The 21,690-nt window shown below is 62.0% G+C and carries 17 protein-coding genes and 1 other RNA gene; 14 read left to right on the forward strand and 4 right to left on the reverse strand.

Annotated features, from left to right (window positions below):
• Window positions 1–128 precede the first annotated feature (128 nt).
• The 5 genes from JHX87_RS01840 to JHX87_RS01860 all read left to right on the forward strand — a co-directional run bounded on the left by JHX87_RS01840 (window position 129) and on the right by JHX87_RS01860 (window position 7,371).
• Window positions 129–2,423 carry a glycosyl hydrolase family 28-related protein gene (locus JHX87_RS01840; RefSeq protein ID WP_271884737.1) on the forward strand — a complete coding sequence of 765 codons (2,295 nt, stop codon included), beginning with the start codon at window positions 129–131 and terminating at the stop codon, window positions 2,421–2,423.
• A gap of 280 nt (window positions 2,424–2,703) precedes the next feature.
• Window positions 2,704–4,602, forward strand: a complete 1,899-nt coding sequence (gene acs, locus JHX87_RS01845) for an acetate--CoA ligase (RefSeq protein WP_272833803.1) — start codon at window positions 2,704–2,706, stop codon at window positions 4,600–4,602.
• Between the two features lie 90 nt (window positions 4,603–4,692).
• On the forward strand, window positions 4,693–4,977 hold the full coding sequence (locus JHX87_RS01850; RefSeq protein ID WP_271884741.1) for a DUF4212 domain-containing protein: 285 nt from the start codon (window positions 4,693–4,695) through the stop codon (window positions 4,975–4,977).
• A 12-nt stretch (window positions 4,978–4,989) separates the two neighbouring features.
• Window positions 4,990–6,804 (forward strand): sodium:solute symporter family protein, encoded by a 1,815-nt coding sequence (locus JHX87_RS01855; RefSeq protein ID WP_271884743.1) that lies wholly within the window; start codon window positions 4,990–4,992, stop codon window positions 6,802–6,804.
• Window positions 6,805–6,867: 63 nt separating this feature from the next.
• Complete coding sequence (locus tag JHX87_RS01860; protein WP_271884745.1) at window positions 6,868–7,371, forward strand: hypothetical protein; 504 nt, start codon at window positions 6,868–6,870, stop codon at window positions 7,369–7,371.
• A gap of 6 nt (window positions 7,372–7,377) precedes the next feature.
• Here the strand turns inward: JHX87_RS01860 and JHX87_RS01865 are convergent, their stop codons facing one another.
• The 3 genes from JHX87_RS01865 to JHX87_RS01875 form a co-directional block, all read right to left on the reverse strand.
• Window positions 7,378–7,803 (reverse strand): AAA+ family ATPase, encoded by a 426-nt coding sequence (locus JHX87_RS01865; RefSeq protein WP_272833804.1) that lies wholly within the window; start codon window positions 7,801–7,803, stop codon window positions 7,378–7,380.
• Window positions 7,804–7,898: 95 nt separating this feature from the next.
• Window positions 7,899–7,995, reverse strand: an RNA gene (gene ffs / locus JHX87_RS01870) — signal recognition particle sRNA small type.
• A gap of 56 nt (window positions 7,996–8,051) precedes the next feature.
• Entirely contained in the window at window positions 8,052–9,947 is a 1,896-nt protein-coding gene (locus tag JHX87_RS01875; RefSeq protein WP_271884749.1) for a bifunctional 2',3'-cyclic-nucleotide 2'-phosphodiesterase/3'-nucleotidase, read from the reverse strand.
• A 304-nt stretch (window positions 9,948–10,251) separates the two neighbouring features.
• Between JHX87_RS01875 and JHX87_RS01880 the strand changes: the two genes are divergently transcribed.
• Entirely contained in the window at window positions 10,252–10,704 is a 453-nt protein-coding gene (locus tag JHX87_RS01880; protein ID WP_271884751.1) for a hypothetical protein, read from the forward strand.
• 3 nt (window positions 10,705–10,707) lie between these two features.
• On the opposite strand, the gene JHX87_RS01885 is transcribed toward JHX87_RS01880, so the two are convergent.
• Entirely contained in the window at window positions 10,708–11,565 is an 858-nt protein-coding gene (locus JHX87_RS01885; protein ID WP_271884753.1) for a prephenate dehydratase, read from the reverse strand.
• A gap of 119 nt (window positions 11,566–11,684) precedes the next feature.
• On the opposite strand from JHX87_RS01885, the gene JHX87_RS01890 reads away from it, so the two are divergent.
• From JHX87_RS01890 to JHX87_RS01925, 8 genes are all read left to right on the forward strand, one after another.
• On the forward strand, window positions 11,685–12,218 hold the full coding sequence (locus JHX87_RS01890) for a c-type cytochrome (protein WP_271884755.1): 534 nt from the start codon (window positions 11,685–11,687) through the stop codon (window positions 12,216–12,218).
• Window positions 12,219–12,374: 156 nt separating this feature from the next.
• Window positions 12,375–14,252: an extracellular solute-binding protein gene (locus tag JHX87_RS01895; protein WP_271884756.1), complete on the forward strand. Its 1,878-nt coding sequence runs from the start codon at window positions 12,375–12,377 to the stop codon at window positions 14,250–14,252.
• A gap of 92 nt (window positions 14,253–14,344) precedes the next feature.
• The gene (locus tag JHX87_RS01900) at window positions 14,345–15,424 is read left to right on the forward strand and encodes a microcin C ABC transporter permease YejB (protein WP_271884759.1); all 1,080 of its coding nucleotides are present in this window, start codon (window positions 14,345–14,347) and stop codon (window positions 15,422–15,424) included.
• On the forward strand, window positions 15,424–16,527 hold the full coding sequence (locus JHX87_RS01905; RefSeq protein ID WP_271884761.1) for an ABC transporter permease: 1,104 nt from the start codon (window positions 15,424–15,426) through the stop codon (window positions 16,525–16,527). Before JHX87_RS01900 ends, JHX87_RS01905 begins: the two co-directional genes overlap by 1 nt.
• Before the next feature lie 86 nt (window positions 16,528–16,613).
• Window positions 16,614–18,248 (forward strand): ABC transporter ATP-binding protein, encoded by a 1,635-nt coding sequence (locus tag JHX87_RS01910; RefSeq protein WP_271884861.1) that lies wholly within the window; start codon window positions 16,614–16,616, stop codon window positions 18,246–18,248.
• Window positions 18,245–19,468, forward strand: coding sequence for a glycosyltransferase (locus JHX87_RS01915; RefSeq protein WP_271884763.1), 1,224 nt, complete (start codon window positions 18,245–18,247; stop codon window positions 19,466–19,468). The genes JHX87_RS01910 and JHX87_RS01915 overlap by 4 nt, the downstream gene beginning before the upstream one ends.
• 30 nt (window positions 19,469–19,498) lie before the next feature.
• On the forward strand, window positions 19,499–20,926 hold the full coding sequence (cysS, locus tag JHX87_RS01920; protein ID WP_271884765.1) for a cysteine--tRNA ligase: 1,428 nt from the start codon (window positions 19,499–19,501) through the stop codon (window positions 20,924–20,926).
• The gene (locus JHX87_RS01925) at window positions 20,923–21,684 is read left to right on the forward strand and encodes a squalene/phytoene synthase family protein (protein ID WP_271884767.1); all 762 of its coding nucleotides are present in this window, start codon (window positions 20,923–20,925) and stop codon (window positions 21,682–21,684) included. The genes cysS and JHX87_RS01925 overlap by 4 nt, the downstream gene beginning before the upstream one ends.
• Window positions 21,685–21,690 lie beyond the last annotated feature (6 nt).

Raw genomic sequence — 21,690 nt, forward strand, 5'->3', positions numbered from 1 at the left:
TGTTGCGTCCCGCGGAGATGCAACGGACGGGCCGGAAAGGCTGCGTTAACACTTCATCAACTATTTCTTCAGCCATTCACGCGGGCCGCGATCCGGCCTGTCCGCGCAATGGCTTGGGGAGTTAGGGAATGAATATCGCGATCACGAATGGCCTGTTGCTGATGCCGCCTGCCTTTCGCGCCGGGCTTGGGGTCTGGTCACGCAGCAATGGCACGCCGGGCAGTGCCAACTGGGCCAATACCGACAATGCGGCGCTGGTGCCCGCCGATCAGGATTTCGGCACCTGTCTGGAGATTCTGAAGCAATCCACCACCACCAGCCTGCGTTTCATGGGCGAGACGCCGATGATCCCGGGGGTCTATCTGCGCGTCTCGGCGCGGGTGAAGATCGTGGCGGGTGCGCTGTGCAGCGTGCGGATTGCGGGCTGGGCCGGGGACGGGTCGCGCAACCATGTCGGCGGGCTGGTGGAAGAGGGCGCGACGACCGCGCTGACCACCTATGGCGAGGTGGTCGAGGTCAGCGCGATTGTCGGCGTGGGGGCGCGGAACGGCGTCGATATGAGCTGGGGAACAAGTCCGATCTACGGGCATTTCGGGCTGGATCTGATCGGTTCCAACGGCGGCGCGATCCGTATTGAATCGATCCGGATCGAGGATATCACCTCGGCCTTCATCCCCTCGCTGATCGACTGGGTGGATGTGCGCGATTACGGCGCGCGGGGCGATGGCAGTTCCAACGACCGCTCGGCCTTCATTGCCGCCGACCAGGCCGCGAATGGCGGATCCATCCTTGTGCCAGAGGGCGAGTTCTTCATCAGCGGCGATATCTCGATCAACAGCCCGATCCGCTTCAAGGGCAAGATCCGGACCCCGGTCTCGACCCGCGTGGCGCTGATGAACAGCTTTGACTTTCCGACCTATGCCGATGCTTTCGGTGATGAAACCGAGGGGCTGAAAAAGGCGCTGCAGGCGCTGTTTGGCTATACCGATCATGTCACGCTGGATCTGGCCGGCCGCCGCGTCGATCTGACCGAGCCGCTGGATTTCGGCAGCTTCGCCCCGGATCTGAAAAGCTTCTCGAACCGCCGCACCATCCGCAATGGCGCGATTCTGGCCGTTCCCGGTCAGGCCTGGGAGACGGGGCGCTGGACCAGCAATGCAAGCTATGACCCGGCGGACGAGCTGAAGCTGAAGAATGTCGCCAATGTCGCCGCCATCGAGATCGGCAGCCGTGTCATCGGCACCGGTGTCGGACGAGAGGTCTATGTCAACGGCAAGGATGTCCGCAACAAGACGCTGAGCCTGTCGCAGCCGCTATATGGCGGGGCGGGGACGCGCAGCTACAGCTTTGAACGCTATCGCTACATGTTCGACTTTTCCGGCGTCGAGGCGGTGTCGCGCTTCAATTTCGTCGATCTGGATCTGAATTGCGAAGGCGTCTCAAGCGGGATCATGCTGCCGCCTGCGGGGGAAAGCTTCTCGATCCGCGACTGCTATGTGAAGGGCCCGAAGGATCGCGGCATCACCTCGATCGGGCGGGCCTGTCAGGGCATGCTGATCGACCGCTGCGATTTCCTGTCCAATGAGTTGCAGACGCCCGCCCAGCATCGCACCACCATCGGCATCAATGTGAACGCCAATGACGTCAAGGTACGCGACAACCGCTTTGTCCGCTTTGCGCATTTTCTGGTCGCGCATGGCGGCGGGCATATCATCTCGGGCAATCACTGGTTTCAGGGCGACGGCTCGGGCGATGGGCTGCGCTATGCGGGGCTGGTGCTGACGCTGTCCAATGTGCAGACGACGATCTCGGCGAATTATATCGACAATGCCTCGATCGAATGGACCAATGAACATGACGCCTATCCCGATTTCTCGGGAAAGGAATTCACCTTTGGCGGCCTGACCCTGACCGGGAATACCTGCCTGTGCAGCAACACGAAACCCTGGTTCACCTGGCTGACGGTCAAGCCCTATGGCAGCGGGCATTACATCCAGGGCCTGTCGGTGATCGGCAATGTCTTCAAGGCGCTTTACGGCGAGGTGGACCGGATTGAACGTGTCGATACCTCGATTGCCGATCTGGATTACGGCAATATGCGCAATATCCAGTTCGAGGGGAACCTGTTCAACGGCATCGTCAACTATGTCGCAAACCCGCTGATGGTGCAGCACAGGCAGAACACGGCGTCCAATACCTGGACCATCGATGCGACCGCGGGATTGCCGTTTCAGGGATGGGCGCGGACGGTGCAATCGGTGGTGTTCGAAACGCCGGTCACGACCGGGAACGGCACACGTTCGGACGCCTATCCCTTCGTCGAAACCGAGGGCGGCGGCGACAATCGCCAGATCCGGCTGAAATGGCGCCATGCCGTGAAAGGTTCTGTCAGCGTCTATGCCCGGATGGACCGTCCCTTGTAACTTTCGGGATCCAGCGAATTTTCCGGCCGGTGCCGCTTTGGCGCCGGCCTTTTGCGTTTTTTCGCTGCACTGCCGCATTGGTTGCGTTCACAACCGTCAGCGCACTTAACATGCTACGATCTTTGTGCTTATGATCGCGTCAAGGAACGCTTGGGGAGGATGCGTTTCCAGCTAGGTATCCGCCAGCCGGACCCCCGGGCGATGAGTGCGAGGAGGGCACGCATTGACGACAGAAACCATTGAAAAACATGCAGTTCCAGAGGGGTTTGAGGACGCTTTCGTGACCCCGGACACCTATCAGAAGCTGTATGACGAATCGATCAGCGATCCGGAGGGTTTCTGGGGCCGTGAGGGCAAGCGGCTGGACTGGATCGAGCCTTACACACGGGTCAAGGATACCAATTTTACCTTCGGGGATGTCAGTATCAAATGGTACGAGGACGGTATACTGAACGCCTCAGTCAACTGCGTCGACCGGCATCTGGAAAAGCGCGCCGATCAGACGGCGATCATCTTTGAACCGGACGATCCCAAGGAACCGGCCCAGCATATCACCTATGCCCAACTGTCCGAGAATGTGAACCGGATGGCCAATGTGTTGCTGAGCCAGGGCATCATGCGCGGCGACCGGGTGGTGATCTATCTGCCGATGATCCCCGAGGCCGCCTATGCCATGCTGGCCTGCGCGCGGATCGGGGCCATCCACTCGATCGTCTTTGCGGGCTTTTCGCCGGATGCGCTGGCCAACCGGATCAATGATTGCGGCGCCAAGGTGGTGATCACCGCCGACACCGCACCGCGCGGCGGGCGCAAGACGGCGCTGAAATCCAACACCGATGCTGCGCTGCTGCATACCTCGGACCGGGTGCGCTGTCTGGTGGTGAAACATACCGGCGACCAGACCACCTGGGTCGAGGGCCGCGACGTGGATGTGAAGGCGCAGATGAAGGCGGCCAGCCCGGAATGCCCGCCGCGGCCGATGAATGCCGAAGACCCGCTGTTCATCCTCTATACCAGCGGCTCGACCGGGAAACCCAAGGGCGTGGTGCATTCGACCGGCGGCTATCTGGTCTATGCCGCGATGACGCATCAATACACCTTCGATTACAAGGATGGCGACATCTTCTGGTGCACCGCCGATGTCGGCTGGGTGACGGGCCACAGCTATATCATCTATGGCCCGCTGGCCAATGGCGCCACCACGCTGATGTTCGAGGGCGTGCCGACCTGGCCCGATGCCGGCCGCATGTGGGAGGTCTGCGACAAGCACAAGGTCACGCAATTCTACACCGCGCCCACGGCGATCCGTGCGCTGATGGCGAAAGGGCCGGAATTCGTCGAAAAGCACGACCTGTCGACGCTGCGGATCCTTGGCACGGTGGGTGAGCCGATCAACCCCGAGGCCTGGAACTGGTACAACAACCATGTCGGCAAGGGTCGCTGCCCGATCGTGGATACCTGGTGGCAGACGGAAACCGGCGGCCATCTGATCACGCCGCTGCCCGGCGCGACGGAAACCAAGCCCGGCTCGGCCACGGTGCCCTTCTTCGGCGTCAAGCCGGTGGTGCTGGATCCGGAATCCGCCAAGGTGCAAGAGGGCAACCCTGCCGAAGGCGTGCTGTGCATCGGCGATAGCTGGCCGGGGCAGATGCGCACCGTCTGGGGCGATCACCAGCGTTTCATGGAGACCTATTTCCAGCAATATCCCGGTTACTATTTCACCGGCGATGGCTGCCGCCGCGATGAGGATGGCTATTACTGGATCACCGGCCGGGTCGATGACGTGATCAATGTCAGCGGCCACCGGATGGGCACGGCCGAGGTCGAATCCGCGCTGGTCGCCCATGACAAGGTGGCCGAGGCGGCCGTCGTCGGCTATCCGCACCCGGTCAAGGGGCAGGGCATCTATGCCTATGTGACGTTGATGAACGGGGTCGAGCCGACCGAGGAGCTGCGCAAGGAGCTGGAGACCTGGGTCCGCAGCGAGATCGGCCCGATTGCCAAGCCGGATCTGATCCAGTGGACGCCCGGCATGCCCAAGACCCGTTCGGGCAAGATCATGCGCCGCATCCTGCGCAAGATCGCGGAGAACGACTATGGCAGCCTGGGCGACACCTCGACCCTGGCAGAGCCCGAGGTCGTCGATGACCTGATCGAAAACCGGATGAACCGGGGATAACGGGATAGGGGGCTTTCTGCCAAGGAGGCCCCTTTTTCTTCGCCGGACCCCCGAAAATGCGGGGCGGCGACAAAAGCAAGAAAAAATAACATGTCTGAACAGGGAGGGACCAAAGACATGGCAATCGAAGGAAGAGGGAGTGGCTATTGGAAGGCCAATCTCAGAGTGATCTGGATATGTCTGATCATCTGGGCGCTGGTGTCCTATGGCTTTGGCATCATTTTTCGCCCGTTGATTTCGGGCATCAAGATCGGCGGCACCGATCTTGGATTCTGGTTCGCCCAGCAGGGGTCTATCCTTGTCTTTATCGTGCTGATCTTTTTCTACGCCTGGCGAATGAACAAGCTCGACCGTGAACACGGCGTGGATGAATAAGGAAGACTGGGAATGGACCAATTTACGCTAAACCTGATCTTCATCGGGCTCAGCTTTCTGCTGTATTTCGGCATCGCCATCTGGGCGCGCGCCGGATCGACCAGCGAATTCTATGCCGCCAACCGGGGCGTGCATCCGGTCATGAACGGGATGGCCACCGCTGCCGACTGGATGTCGGCGGCCAGCTTCATCTCGATGGCCGGGCTGATCGCCTTTACCGGCTATGACAACAGCACCTATCTGATGGGCTGGACCGGCGGCTATGTGCTTCTGGCGCTGTTGCTGGCACCCTATCTGCGCAAGTTCGGCAAGTTCACCGTGCCGGAATTCATCGGCGACCGCTTCTATTCCAAGACGGCGCGGATCATTGGTGTTGTCTGCCTGCTGGTCGTCTCGATCACCTATGTGATTGGCCAGATGGAGGGCGTCGGCATCACATTCGCGCGCTATCTGGAGGTCAGCAAGACCAGCGGTCTGCTGATCGGCGCCGTGGTGGTCTTCTTCTACGCCGTTCTGGGCGGCATGAAGGGCATCACCTATACGCAGGTGGCGCAATATGTGGTGCTGATCACCGCCTATACCATCCCGGCGGTCTTCATCTCGCTGCAACTGACCGGCCATGTGCTGCCGCAGACGGGTCTGTTCGGCACGCTGAACGAGGGCGGCGGCAAGTTTCTGGCGACGCTGGATCAGGTGGTCACGGATCTGGGCTTCAAATCCTATACCGGGCATCACACATCGACCCTGAACATGATCCTGTTCACCCTGGCGCTGATGATCGGCACGGCGGGCCTGCCGCATGTCATCATCCGCTTCTTCACCGTGCCGAAAGTCTCGGATGCGCGTAAATCGGCGGGCTGGGCGCTGGTCTTTATCGCGCTGCTTTATACCGTGGCGCCGGCCGTGGGGTCGATGTCGCGCTTTAACCTGACCACCACCATGTGGCCGGGCGCGGCGGGCGGCGATGTCTATAGCCAATCGGCGGTTTCGCTCGACTCGATCCAGAACGATCAGGACAAAGAGTGGATGCGCAACTGGCAGGTCACCGGGCTTCTGAACTGGGAGGACAAGAATGGCGACGGCCTGATCCAGTACTATAATGACGAAGCCGAACCGTCAGAGCCGCTGGCCACGGTCATTGCCGATCAGAACCTGCAGGGCAACGAACTGACCACCGTGAACCGCGACATCATGGTTCTGGCCAACCCGGAAATCGCCAACCTGCCCGGATGGGTCATCGCCATCGTGGCGGCGGGCGGTCTGGCCGCGGCGCTGTCAACGGCGGCAGGTCTGCTGCTGGCGATTTCGGGGGCGGTGTCCCACGACCTGATCAAGGGCGCGATCAATCCCGATATCAGCGAAAAGAACGAGCTGCTGGCGGCGCGGATCTCGATGGGGGCCTCGATCCTTGTCGCGACGCTGCTGGGGCTGAACCCGCCCGGATTTGCGGCGCAGACCGTGGCGCTGGCCTTTGGTCTGGCGGCAAGCTCGATCTTCCCGGTGCTGATGATGGGCATCTTCTCGACCCGCGTGAACAAGCAGGGCGCTATCGCGGGCATGCTGGCCGGTATCGTGTCGACCCTTCTTTATATCTTCACCTATAAAGGCTGGTTCTTCATTGCCGATACCAACATGCTGCCCGACACGCCGGATGCCTGGCTGATGGGCATCTCGCCCGCGTCCTTCGGCACCATCGGCGCGCTGATCAACTTTGGCGTCGCCTATCTGGTGTCCAACGCCACGGAAGAGCCGCCCGAGCATGTGCGCGACCTGGTCGAAAGCATCCGCGTTCCGCGCGGTGCCAGCGGCCCGACCGCCGACCACTGATTGCCATAACATCGCCGCGCCCCGATCCCCGGGGCGCGGCTTTTTCATGCCTGAGAGAGAGATATGATCGGCATCGGAACGGAACTTCTGGGTGTGATCGCCGTGGGCATCGGCGCTGCGGCGCTGATCTTTGCGCTGCGGCATCTGCTGTCGAAACTGGGCGTCAGGGTGCCGTCCTGGGCCTTGCCCGTGGGGATCGGCCTGTCCATGATCGTCTATTCGGTCTGGAACGACTATGCGTGGCATGGCCGCGCGGTTGCCAGATTGCCCGAGGGCGCGCAGGTTCTGCAGGTCGGGCGCGATAGTCAGGCCTGGGCACCCTGGACCTATCTCTGGCCGGTGGCGGTGCGCATGGCCGCCATCGATCCCGCGCAGATTTCCCAGTCTGACACCGGGATCCGGACGGCGCAGATCATGCTGGTGGATCGCCGCACGCCGACGCTGCTGGTGCCGCAGGATTTCGATTGTCAAAAGCGCCTGATCCGGCCCGCGAACCGCGATTGGGTCGCCGCTGCGGCCGACGATCCGGCGCTGGAATTCGTCTGTGCCAGCGTGGTCGGGCAGTAAGACCTGTTACAGCTCTATTTCCGGGGCATCCGGATCGACCGGGCTGGTCGGGTCGCCTTCCTCGCCGGGGGTGCTGTTCAGAGGCGGGGGCGGCGGCGCATCCGCCTTGCGCCGCAGGATGATATCGCCGTTTTCCAGACGCTCTGGCATCTGGTAATAGCGCAGATCGTCGATCTGGGCCGCCAGATCCGCCATGGCCGGGCCCAGCTTTCTGGCGATGCCGGTCATGCCATCCTCGACCTGACCCAGATCCGGGCCGATCTCATTCATCAGATTGTTGAACACATTGCCCATGATCCCGTCCAGCAAACCGGCACCGCCATCGCTGGGGGCATCGGCCTGTGGCGGCGTCCACTCTTGCGCGCAGGTCGCTTCGGCCAGCCAGATCGGGCTGGCAGACAGGGCGAGTGTAAAGACAAAATGCGGTTTCATCATGGCCCAAGGATGAACGCCTTACGCCAAAAATCAAGTATCACCTGCGCGAATCCGCGTCTTTGGACCGATTTTCTTCGATTTCCGGGGGATTGGGTGAGAGGCTGGACAACGACCCAAACGAGTCTCGTTACGGCTGCTTCCTTCCGGACCTGACCGGGTTGGCGAGGCGTTTACCCGCGCCAACCTCTCACCCCATCAGATAATCGCTGTCGGGCGCGGTTGCAACCCCGCAAGGCGGAGCGCCGCTAAAGATGCAGCCGAAAGCGGGCAAAGCCTTCATCCGTCCGGCCGGTGAAATCCAGGCGCTGTTGGCCGCTGTGCGGCAGGCTGTCCAGATGCCGCAGGCTGCCCGGGCCCGAATCGAAGGTGACCGAGGTGTCGGCCATGGGCTGAAATTGCCAGTTCGGGTGCGACGCGATATGGATCCGCCGCCTGCGCCGGACATAGTGGCGCAGGATGTCGCGGGTCAGCTGTTCCTCTTTCAGGGCGACCTGATTCTGGCTGACCAGAGGGCTGAACAGACCGCAGCTTGCCAGTCGGAAGGAATTAGTCGCCAGCAGGAACTGGTCCCCGTCCCGGACCGCCTCGCCATGCCATGTCAGTGCCGCGATGCGGTGAGCGTCGGGCGCCATCAGGCTGCCGCCGGGGCTGAACCGCGCCGGTTGCGACAGATCGATCTGCCACGTAACCCCGTCGATCACGTCGAAGTTGTAGCAGGGAAAAGCCGGATCCAGCAGGGATGCGTCCTTGCTGCCCGGCCTGATCTGCCGGAACAGGCTGGCCGAGCGTTCCAGCCAGTCGCGAAGTTGCGCACCGCTGATGCGGATCGCGCAGATCCGGTTCGGAAAGACATAGAGATCGGCCAGATTGCGCAGGTTCAGCCGACCTGCGGCGACATCCGTATAGTGATCCGGCCCGCCCCGGCCACCCGCCCGGAACGGAGCCGAGGCCGAGAGCAGCGGCAGGTTTGCCCATTCCGTGCCCTGCAACCGGCTGCGCACATGCCAGCGCTGCGCCATATTGATCAGGCGCAGCCCCGGATCATGCCCGATCAGCGAAAAATAGCTGTTCAGCGGCGTTTCCAGCCGCCCGACGCGGCGGCGCAGATGGCGCAGCGTCTGGCGATGCATCCCCATGACCGGCCTTGCGATATCCTGATGGGCGGGCAGGGCGGCATCGACCTTTTCGCAGCGCACCTCGAAATCATCGACGGCCCAGTCCTCGCCATCCGCCTTGCGCAGCCGCAGATCGATCACCCCTAGATGAGAGCCGCCGAAACCCGCCATCACCGCAGGTTTCCCGCAAAGCGTCCCGGCCAGCGGATCGACATCGGGGCCGGCGGGAAAATCGGGATGGGGAAAACGCTCATGCGTGTGGCCCGCAACGACGACATCGATTCCATCGACCGCCGCCAGCGCCGTGGCGGCATTCTCCATCCCCGGGGTCGGGCGGGGCGCGCCGATGCCGCTATGGGCCAGCGCAATGACGATCTGCGCGCCTTTCGCCCGCATCTGCGGGACGATGTGCCGCGCGGTATCGACGATATCGTCGCAGGATGCGAAATCCGACAGATCCTCATCCCATTCCGTTGTCTGCGGCGGCAGCAGCCCGATCACCCCGATATTCAACGTCTCGCGCGCGCCATCCGCCGTGGTGATGATCCGCGTCAGGATCACATGGCGCTGGAAGCCCGAGCCTTTCAGGATCTTCATATTCGCGGCAAGAAAGGGGAAGTTCGCCTGCGCGATCACATTGCGCAGATAGGGAATGCCGAAGCTGAAATCGTGATTGCCAAGCGCCGCCGCGTCATAGTTCAGCGCATTCATCGCCGCGATGGCCGGATGCGGCATTCTGGACGGCCTGTCCCCCCTTTGCTGCGCGGCGAAATCGCCGATGGGCGTGCCCTGCAGAAAGTCGCCATTATCCAGCAGCAGGTGGTTTTCCCGCTCGGCCCGCCGCATCGAGATCAGCGAGGCCGTCCGCGCCAGACCGACATGGTTGCAGGGTTCATTTGTGAGGTAATCGAAGGGCAGGACATTCATATGCATGTCCGTCGTGGTCAGGATCCGCAGATCCGCCAGCTGGACCCCGCAATCGGCAAGCTGGTCGGCGCTTGGGGCAAAAGAGTTAACGTCTTTCATAACCGCTCCGTCAGGCGCGGGATCGAACTGGCCGCCATCCCCATGCCCGTCTTTCCGGGTGAGCGTAGGATGCGCTAAGAATTTAAACAACTACAGATTGAAAAAACTATCGTTTTGGTTAGAAGAAATCTGCGGGAAACTTATTTAAGCTATGACGAATCTGTTTCTTATCTGTCCCGTGTGCTGGGTGAGTGTGTGTGTCATGTCGCATAGTTGGTTGAAATCTCGATCGCCCGTGGATTATTACGACACGCGGGCGGCGGCAGTCAGGGTGCTACCCGCTGTGTTCAGCGGTGGTCGGTTCATGAAATTCTCTACCCGTCTCAATTTTGACGAGCCTGCAGCGGTGCTGTTCGATCAGGTCGGAAATTTCGACAAGATGGAAAAGCTGCTGCAAAGCCGTGGCGCCAGCGTGGTGCGCCTGAACCCCGCGCATGAGGCCGGGGCGGCGCTTGGCTGGCTGATCGGGTTCGACTGGCGGGGCCGTCGGCGCGAATTGAACCTGAAGGTCACCCGTTTCGACCGGCCGGACCGGATCTCGATGCTGGGCCGGGGCGAATCCTTCGATGTCGATATCGATATAAGCGTTCTGGCGCTCAGCAAGACGCGCTCTCGCCTGATCTTCGAGACGGATGTCCGTCCCCGCAACATGCGCGCGCGGCTGCTGGTTCAGACGGCCAAGCTGGCCAAGGCGCAGATGGATCACAAATTCGCCCTGCGCGTCAGCGACATGATCCATCAGATGCGGGCTGTCTGAGGCTTACTCTTGCGTCAGTTGCAGCTCTCTGGCGCGTAGCGGATCGGCGGGATAGACGCCGAGGATGTTCAGCTGGCTGGAAAAATAGGACAGCTCTTCCAGGGCACGGCGGACATTGGCATCGCCCGGATGGCCCTGAATGTCGCTGTAGAACTGCGTCGCGGTGAAGACGCCATCGACCATATAGCTTTCCAGCTTGGTCATGTTGACGCCATTGGTCGCAAAGCCGCCCATTGCCTTGTAAAGCGCGGCGGGAATGTTGCGGACGCGAAAGACGAAGGTGGTCATCATCATCTCGGCCCGGCGCGAATGGTCGGCATCGCGCGCCATGACCAGAAAGCGCGTGGTGTTATGGGCGTGATCCTCGATATGGCGGGCAAGGATGTTCAGCCCATAGATCTCGGCCGCCAGATCCGAGGCCAGGACCCCGGCCGTCATGTCGCGGCTTTCGGCCAACTCCGCCGCGGCGCCGGCACTGTCGGCTGCGGATTCGCCGCGAATGCCATAGCCTGACAGGAAGGCCGCCGATTGCGGCAACAGCACCGGATGGGCGCGGACCTTGCGGACCTCTTCGATGGCGACGCCCGGCATGGCCATCAGGCTGATATGGACGCGGACAAAGGCTTCATCGACGATATGAAGGCCGGATTCGGGCAGCAGCCTGTGGATATCGGCCACGCGACCATAGGTGGTGTTTTCGACCGGCAGCATGGCCAGATCGGCCTGTCCATTGCGCACCGCATCGATCACATCCTCGAAAGTGCGGCAGGGCAGCGGCTCCATATCGGGGCGCGCCTTGCGGCATGCCTCGTCGCTATAGGCGCCCGGTTCCCCCTGAAAAGCAATGCGGTTTGTGGTCATTTGGGTCACCCGCTTTTTATTTTGACGGTCAAAGGGCTAACTATACCTTGATCCCGGAAAGAGAAAGCGGATAGATACGCCACGAATTGACGAGCTTACCAAGGCGGGGATTGCACGCGATGTTCGACACCATGACCGTGACCAAGGCGGCCGGCGCGCTGATCGGCGCGCTGCTCTTTTTGATGTTGGCCAACTGGGCTGCCGACGGACTGTTCCATGTCGGGTCGTCCGAATCCGGCGATCACGGAGAGCAGGCGCAGGCCTATACGATCCCTGTCGAGGATGCCGGTGGCGGTGCCGAAGCCGAAGAAGAGCAGATCGACTTCGAGGCGCTCATGGCCGCAGCAGATCCGGCTGCGGGCGAGAAGGATTTCGGCAAATGCCGCGCCTGCCACAAGCTGGATGGCAGCGATGGCGTCGGGCCGCATCTGAACGGCGTTGTCGGCCGCGCGGTGGCTTCGGTTTCGGGCTTTGCCTATTCCTCGGCCATGGTGGATCACGTCGCCGAAGAGCCGACCTGGACGGTCGAGGCGCTGCAGGAATTCCTGGCCAATCCGAAGGCCGACGTGCCGGGCACCAAGATGACCTTTGCCGGTCTGAAAAAGCCGGAAGATCGCGCCGACCTGATCGCCTATCTGCAAGCGCAGCAGTAAGCGTCGCCGGAACAGAGCAGCCGGAACTGGATTGCATGACGGGCGCGGCATTTTGCCGCGCCCGTTTCGCATGTCACGCATCGGTTCACGAAATCGCGGCTTGAACAGGCCGGGGTCTGCGTCCTAGCTTGTCGGCCAAACAAGACGGAGCTTGCGATGCGTTTGATTTCCCCGGTTATCGGTCTGATCCTTGGTCTGGGTAGTGCCGCTGCGCTGGCCCAGGAACCCGAACAGGGGACAGCCTCGGGCCCGAATGATGAGCGCATCGTCAAATCCCATGGGATCAGCCTGTTTGGCGAACCGAAGCTGCCCGCCGATTTCACGCATCTGCCCTATGTGAACCCGAACGCTCCGAAGGGCGGAGAACTGTCCCAGCACGGCATCGGTGGCTTCGACAGCTACAACCCGTTTACCTTTAGGGGCCGGGCCACGGCACCCAGCATTCTCATGCTGGAAAGGGTCATGGAATCCACGCTGGACGATCCCCTTTCGCAATATTGCCTGCTCTGCGAGACTTTGGAATATCCCGAAAGCCGCGATTGGGTGATCTTCAATCTCAGGCCCGAGGCGAAATTCAGCGATGGCACGCCCTTGACCGCCGAGGATGTCAAATTCTCGTTCGAACTGCTGCGCGACTATGGATTTTCGTCATATCGTCAGGCGATCCAGCAGATGGTTGAAGGCGTCGAGGTGCTGGATGATCACCGGATCAAGTTCACATTCCAGCCCGATTTTCCGCGACGCGACGTGATTGGACAGGTTGGCGGCCAGATCGTCTTTTCGCGCAAGGACTTCGAAGAGAACGACCGGGATATCGAACAGCCCAGCAACAAGCCCTTTATCGGCTCGGGTCCATATATGTTTGACAGCGACGATTTCGGAAAATCCGTGACGCTGGCGCGTAACCCAGATTACTGGGGCAAGGATCTGCCAATCAACCAGGGGCGTCACAATTACGACCGCCTGCGCTTCGAGTATTTCGGCGATTACGATGCCGCCTTCGAGGCCTTCAAGGCGGGTGTCTATACCTTCCGGAACGAGGTTTCCGAACAGCATTGGGCGTCCCGCTATGATTTCCCGGGTTTCCAACAGGGCTATGTCGTCAAGGAAGAAATTCCGGATGGCAATATTGCCAGTGGCGATGCCTGGGTGTTCAACCTGCGACGCGAAAAGTTTCAGGATCCGCGCGTTCGCGAGGCGATCGGGCTGATGTTCAATTTCGAATGGTCGAATCAGGCGCTGTTTTACGAGATGAACAGCCGGGTCGACAGTTTCTGGCCCAACAGCGATCTGAAGGCCACGGGGCTGCCATCGGAGGCCGAACTGGCCTTGCTGGAGCCATTGGCTGAGGATTTGCCGCCCGGTGTGCTGACCGAGGAAGCCGTCATGCCGCCGGTTTCGGGTGACCGGCAGCTTGATCGCCGCAATCTGCGAAAGGCGGCGGCGCTGCTGGAAGAGGCCGGTTGGGTCACGGGCGATGACGGCATGCGCCGCAATGCCGAGGGAAAGAAGCTTGAGGTGCGCTTTCTGGATTTCAACCAGAGTTTTGACCGCATCACCAATCCCTTCGTTCAGAACCTGCAGGCATTGGGGGTGGATGCAAGTCTTGAGCGGGTCGATCCGTCCGAAATGGAAACCCGCAAACGTGCGCATGATTTCGATATCGTCCGCGATGCGCTTGGTAACAGCTATGCGATTGGCGGAGGTACGGGACAGGTCTTCAGCTCGGAAGACGCGGATGATGTCTTCAACCCGATGGGTCTTGCCAACCCGGCGGTCGATGCGCTGATCGAGATCGGCAGCAACGCCCAGACCGAGGAAGAGACGCGGGTGGTCATCAGCGCCCTTGACCGCGTCCTGCGCGCGCTGCGCTTCTGGGTGCCGCAATGGTACAAGACCAACTACACCTTTGCCTATTACGATATGTACGAGCATCCCAAGGATCTGCCGCTTCTTTCGGCCGGGGTCACCGACTTCTGGTGGGTCAATCCCGAGAAAGAGGCCGCGCTGCGCGAGGCGGGCGCGTTGCGTTAGGCAATTTCCTTGATTTCCTTGGCCGGATTTCCGACAAGGCATGAAACTCGAACAGGGTCGGCAAGGCCCGGACAGGGTGAAGGGCAGAGAGTATGATCTCGTATATCCTGCGGCGTTTGCTGCTGATCATTCCGACATTGTTCGGGATCATGCTGGTCAATTTCACATTGACCCAATTCGTGCCGGGTGGCCCTATCGAACAGATCGCAGCCCAGATCCAGGGCGAGGGCGACGTGTTCCGCAATATCTCGGGCGGGGGCGGAGAGGCCGGGCAGGGTGCCACCGAAGAGGTCTATGCCGGCGCGCGCGGATTGCCGCCGGAATTCATCGCCCAGCTGGAAAAGGAATTCGGCTTCGACAAACCCCCGGTCGAGCGGTTCTTTTCGATGCTGGGCAATTACCTGCGTTTCGATTTCGGCACCTCGTGGTTCCGGTCGATCAGCGTCGTCGATCTGGTGCTGGAAAAGCTGCCCGTCTCGATCACGCTGGGCCTGTGGTCGACGCTGCTGGCCTATGTGATCTCGATCCCGCTGGGCATCCGCAAGGCGGTGCGTGACGGGACGCGGTTTGACACCTGGACCTCGGGGCTGATCATCATGGCCTATGCCATCCCGGCCTTTCTGTTCGCGGTGCTGCTGATGGTGCTGTTCGCGGGCGGCAGCTATTGGCAGATCTTTCCGCTGCGGGGCCTGACCAGCGATAATTTCGCCGATCTCTCGACCTGGGGAAAGATCAAGGATTACGCCTGGCACGCCACCTTGCCGGTGATCGCCTCCAGCATTTCGGGCTTTGCCACACTGACGCTGCTGACCAAGAACAGCTTTCTGGATGAGATCAACAAGCAATATGTGATGACCGCGCGCGCCAAGGGCCTGACCGAGCGGCGAGTGCTGTATGGCCATGTCTTCCGCAACGCCATGCTCATCGTGATCGCAGGCTTTCCGGCGCTGTTTCTGGGCGTCTTCTTTGGCAGTTCGATCCTGATCGAGACGATTTTCTCGTTGGACGGTCTGGGCCGACTGGGCTTCGAGGCGGCGGTGCAGCGTGACTATCCGGTGATCTTCGGCACGCTTTACGTCTTTGGCCTGCTGTCGCTGGTGGTGGGGATCCTGTCTGACATGATGTATGTATTCGTCGATCCGCGCATCGACTTTGACTCGAGGGCGGGCTGATGGCGATATCCGAGCTGAACCGCCGCCGCTGGCGCAATTTCCGCCGCAATGGCCGGGCCTTCTGGTCGCTGGTGATCTTTTCGATCCTGTTCGTGATCGCGATGTTCGCCGAGGTAGTGGCCAATGACAAACCCATCGTCGTCAGCTATCGCGGAGAGCTGTATTTCCCGGTCTATAATTTCTATCCCGAGACCACCTTCGGCGGCGATTTCAAGACCGAGGCGATCTATCGCGATCCGGCGGTGCAATGCCTGATCGTCACCGGAGGAGAGCAGGCCTGCTGGGACGAGCCCGAAGCACTGATCGAGGCGGTCGGCAGTGGCAGCAGCGACGTGGCCGAGGCCGATCAGGGCTGGATGATCTGGCCGCCGATCCCCTATCATTTCCGCACCATCAACAATGTCGGCACCGCGCCAAGCGCGCCGGATGGCGATCACCTGCTGGGCACCGATGATACCGCGCGCGATGTGCTGGCGCGGGTGATCTATGGCTTCCGGCTGTCGATCCTGTTCACGCTGATCGTGACGGCGGTTGCCTCGGTCATCGGGATCGCGGCGGGGGCCATTCAGGGCTATTTCGGTGGCCGGGTCGATCTGTTCTTTCAACGCATTCTGGAAATCTGGGCCTCGACCCCGTCGCTTTACGTGATCATCATCCTGTTCGCGATCCTGGGGCGCAGTTTCTGGCTGCTGGTCGGCGTCAGCATCCTGTTCGGCTGGCCCGCGCTGGTCGGTGTGGTGCGGGCCGAATTCCTGCGCGCGCGGAATTTCGAATATGTCCGCGCGGCCCGTGCGCTTGGCGTGGGCGATGGCACCATCATGTTCCGCCATATCCTGCCCAATGCGATGGTGGCGACGCTGACCATGCTGCCCTTTGTCGTGGCGGGGACGATCAGCAGCCTGGCCGCGCTGGACTATCTTGGCTATGGCCTGCCCAGCTCGGCCCCGTCGCTGGGCGAACTGGCCTTGCAGGCCAAGCAGAACCTGCAGGCGCCCTGGCTGGCCTTCACCGCCTTTTTCACCTTTGCCATCATGCTGTCGCTGCTGATCTTCATCTTCGAAGGTGTGCGCGACGCCTTCGACCCGCGAAAGACGTTTAGATGAGCGGTAACGACGATCCGACGGACCTGCAGCCGATCATTCCCGCGCCCGGCGCCCCGGCGGCGGTGAGCGAGGATCATGGCGGTTCCATGCCCGGCACGGAAGATGCGCATGCCACGCCGTCGCCCGACAGCGATGCGGTGCTGGCCGTCGCGGATCTTCGGATCGGCTTTCGCCAAGAGGGGCGGACAGTCCCGGCCGTCAAGGGGGTCAGCTTCCACATCAACAAGGGCGAAACCGTCGCGCTGGTCGGGGAATCAGGCTCGGGCAAGTCGGTGACGGCGCTGTCCACGGTGCAATTGCTGGGCGAATCGGCGCAGGTCGAAGGCTCGGTCAAATATCTGGACCGGGAACTGGTCGGCGCGCCCGACCGCGTTTTGCGCGACATTCGCGGCAATGATATCAGCTTCATCTTTCAAGAGCCGATGACCTCGCTGAACCCGCTGCACACGCTGGAAAAGCAATTGGGCGAAAGCCTGGCGCTGCATCAGGGGCTGACCGGGCAGGCGGCGCGCGACCGGATCGTGGATCTGCTGAACCGGGTCGGCATCCGCGACGCCGAAACCCGGCTGGCGGATTACCCGCACCAATTGTCCGGGGGGCAGCGGCAGCGGGTGATGATCGCCATGGCGCTGGCCAATGGTCCTGACCTGCTGATCGCCGATGAGCCGACCACCGCGCTGGATGTGACCATTCAGGCGCAGATCCTTGACCTGCTGGCCGATCTGAAGCGCGATGAAGGGCTGTCGATGCTGTTCATCAGCCATGATCTGAACATCGTGCGCCGGATTGCCGACCGCGTCTGCGTGATGAAGGATGGAGAGATCGTCGAACAGGGCCCGACCGCGCGGATCTTTGACGATCCGCAGCATGACTATACCCGGATGCTGCTGAATGCCGCGCCGACAGGCCATGCGGATCCGGTGCCCGAGGATGCCGAAACGCTGGTCCGGACCGAGGATCTGAAAGTCTGGTTCCCGATCAAGCGCGGCCTGCTGCGCCGCGTGACGGGCCATGTGAAGGCCGTGAATGGCGCCACCCTGTCGGTGCGCGCGGGCGAGACGCTGGGCATCGTCGGCGAATCCGGCAGCGGCAAGACGACGCTGGCGCTGGCGATCATGCGGCTGATCGACAGTGACGGTCCGATCATCTTCATGGGTCAGGATATCGCGGGCTGGACGGCCAAGAAGCTGCGGCGGCTGCGGCGCGATATGCAGATCGTGTTTCAGGATCCCTTTGGCAGCCTGTCGCCACGCATGACGGTGGAACAGATCATTGCCGAAGGTCTGGGCGTCCATGGCATCGACAAGGGGCAGGACCGCCGCCAGATGGTCGCCGATATCATGTCCGAGGTAGGCCTGAAGCCCGAGACGATGCACCGCTATCCCCATGAATTCAGCGGCGGCCAGCGCCAGCGCATCGCCATTGCCCGCGCCATGATCCTGCGACCGCGTGTCGTGGTGCTGGATGAACCGACCTCGGCGCTGGACATGACGGTGCAGGTGCAGATCGTGGCGCTGCTGCGCAGCCTGCAGCAGAAATACGGGCTGGCCTTTCTGTTCATCAGCCACGATCTGCGCGTCGTGCGGGCCATGTCCCACAAGATCATGGTCATGCGCGCGGGCGAGGTGATCGAGCAGGGCACCGCGGAACAGATCTATGACCATCCCCGCGATCCCTATACCCGCGCGCTTCTGGATGCGGCATTCGTTGGCGCGGAATGAAGATCCTTTTCGTGCATCAGAATTTTCCCGGCCAGTTTCCGCATCTGTCGCGGGCGCTGGCTGAACGCGGGCATCAGGTGTTGGCGCTGACCGATGAAAAGAACCAGCGGCCCAGCCCGGTGGATACCGCACGCTACAAGACGCCCGAGGCGGTGCAGACCAGCGGCGCGCTTGGCCGACCCTATTCCAACTTCATGGAGCGCGCCTATCTGGCGGCGCGGGGCGCGCGCGCGCTGCGCGATCGCCATGACTTCGTGCCCGACGTGATCCTGGGCCATACCGGCTGGGGCGAAACCCTGCTGCTGAAAGAGATCTGGCCCGATGCACGTCTGCTGGTCTATGCCGAACTGATGTATCGCACGCGCGGCCATGATGTCGGCTTCGACCCCGAGACCGGTTCGGCGACCGATGAGGGGCGCTTCATGACCGTTGCCCGCTCGGCCCATCTGATCCAGGGCATCGTGCAGGCCGATGCTGCCATTTCGCCCACCCGCTATCAGGCCGACAGCTTTCCGCCCGAATTGCGCCAGAAGATCACCGTGATCCATGATGGCATCGACACCGGCACGGTCTGCCCGAACCCGCAGGCCAGCCTGACCCTGCCGGGCGGGCACGTGCTGAAGCCGGGGGATGAGGTGCTCAGCTATGTCTCACGCTCGCTGGAGCCCTATCGCGGCTTTCATATCTTCATGCGGGCGCTGCCGCAGGTGCTGGCCCAGCGACCCGATGCGCAGGTGGTGCTGATCGGCGGTGACGGTGTCAGCTATGGCGGTGCGCCACGCGATGCCGAGACATGGAAACAGAAGATGCTGCAAGAGGTCGGCGACCGGATCGACCCGGACCGTGTGCATTTTCTGGGCCGCGTGGGGTATCGCGATTATCTGTCGCTGATGCAGTTGACCCGCGTGCATTGCTATCTGACCTATCCCTTCGTTCTCAGCTGGTCGCTGACCGAGGCGATGGCGACGGGCAGCTATATCGTCGCCTCGGACACCGCGCCGGTGAAAGAGCTGATCCGGGACGGCGAAAACGGGCGGCTGGTGCCGTTCTTCGATGTCTCTGCGCTGTCGGCGGCGCTGGTGCGCGGGCTGGCGGGCGATCCCGACGCGCCGCGCCTGAAACAGGCCGCGCGACAGACGATTCTGGATGGCTACGACCTGAACCGTCACAGCCTGCCGCGCCAGATCGAGTGGCTGGAAAATCAGATGGCGGTGCGCTAGACAGGCGCGTATTTTCTGATGAGGCACGTCATGGTCCAGATCCGCCTGACCAATACCCGCACCCGCATGAAAGAGGAATTCGCGCCCATCGATGCCGATGATGTGCGCATCTATCTGTGCGGGCCGACGGTTTATGATCGCGCCCATCTGGGCAATGCCCGTCCGGTTCTGGTGTTCGACGTGCTGACCCGGCTGCTGCACCATGTCTATGGTGCGGATCACGTGACCTATGTGCGCAATTTCACCGACATCGATGACAAGATCAACGCCGAGGCGCAGCGCCGCAAGGGCCTGGGCAGCCCGCTGTCGCTGGAGGAACTGATCACCGAGCGGACGGATGAGACCATCGCCTGGTATCATGCCGATATGGATGCGCTTGGGGCGATGCGTCCCGATCACGAACCGCGCGCGACCGATTATATCGGGCAGATGATCGCGATGATCCAATCGCTGAACGACAAGGGCCATGCCTATGCCGCCGAAGGCCATGTGCTGTTCGATGTACGCTCCTTTCCCGAATATGGGCGGCTGTCAGGACGCTCGGTCGATGACATGATCGCGGGTGCCCGGGTCGAGGTCGCGCCCTTCAAGCGCGATCCGATGGATTTCGTGCTGTGGAAGCCGTCCGACGCGGATCTGCCCGGCTGGGACAGCCCCTGGGGTCGCGGTCGGCCCGGCTGGCATATCGAATGCTCGGCCATGTCCGAGGCGCTTCTGGGAACCTCCTTCGATATTCACGGCGGCGGGATCGATCTGCAATTTCCGCATCACGAGAATGAGGTCGCGCAAAGCTGCTGCGCCCATCCGCAGGCGGATTTCGCGCGCGTCTGGCTGCATAATGAGATGCTGCAGGTCGAAGGCAAGAAAATGTCCAAATCGCTGGGCAATTTCTTTACCGTCCGCGACCTGCTGGACAAGGATATCCCGGGCGAGGTGATCCGCCTTGTCATGCTGTCCACGCATTACCGCAAGCCGATGGACTGGTCGCAGGCCAAGGCCGATGAGGCGCGCAAGACGCTGTGGGACTGGCACCAGCTGACCCGCGACGTGACGCCCGCGGACAGCCCCGATCCGCGCGTGGTCGAGGCGCTGGCGAATGACCTGAATACGGCCGGGGCGATCTCGGTCCTGCATGGGTTGCGGGACGATCCGGCAGTGCTTCTGGCCTCGGCCCGGCTGCTGGGGCTGCTGCAACAGGATGCGGGCGATTGGACGGCAGCCGGTGCGGGCGGGCATGACGGGATCGGCAAGCTGCTGGAGCGGATCGTGGCCGGTTTCGATCAGATCCGCGCCGAGGCGATGCAAAGCAAGGATTTCACCCGTGTGGACGAGCTGAAATCGGCGCTGAGCGATGCCGGGCTTGACGTGCGCATGTCCAAGGCCGGTGTCGAACTGGTCCGGCGCGCCGATACCGATCCGCAGCAGGTTGCCCGCATTGCCGACGCGCTGTCATCGTGACGCTTGACGCCTGCACCGAGGCGGTCCGGACACAGGATCCGGACCGTTTCGGCGCCGTTCTGGTCGCGGATCCTGTCGACCGTCCGGCGCTGATCACGCTCTATGCGCTGAACCTTGAAATCGCGCGCGCGCCCTTTCAGTCGAACGAACCCATGCTGGCCGAGATGCGGCTGCAATGGTGGATCGAGCGGCTGGCCGAGATGGGGCAGGGCCGGGAACCGCCCCTGCATGACGTGCTGACGCCGCTATGGGACTGTTGGGGCCGGGATGCCGGCGATTTCGTCGATCTGGCCGAGGCGCGCCGCCGCGATTGCGCCCGCGAGCCCTTTGCGGATGGCAGCGCCGTGATCGGATATATCGACGCCACGGCAGGCGGGCTGATGTGGTGCGCGGCCCGTCGTCTGGGCGCGCCCGACAGGGCAAGGGACACGGTCGCTTTGCAGGCGCGCGGGGCCGGGATTGCCAATTGGCTGCGCGCGTTGCCGCAATTGCAACCGCTTGGTCTGGGGCTGGCAGGCGGCGATCCCGCGCAACTGGCGCAGATCGCGCTGACGGCGCTGACATCCGCCGCTGCCCATCATTCGGATGTTCCGAAAACGGCGGCCGCGGCGCTGTATCCCGGACCGCGGATCCGCCCGTTTCTGACGCAGATTGCCCGGAAAAAGATCGACCCGCGACAGCAGCAGCAAGAGATCACGCCCTTTCAGCGGCGCGCCTCTTTCGCGTTGCTGGCGATGACGAACAGATGGTGGCGTTAGGCAATG

This window comes from Paracoccus fistulariae (assembly GCF_028553785.1).
Taxonomy (GTDB): domain Bacteria; phylum Pseudomonadota; class Alphaproteobacteria; order Rhodobacterales; family Rhodobacteraceae; genus Paracoccus; species Paracoccus fistulariae.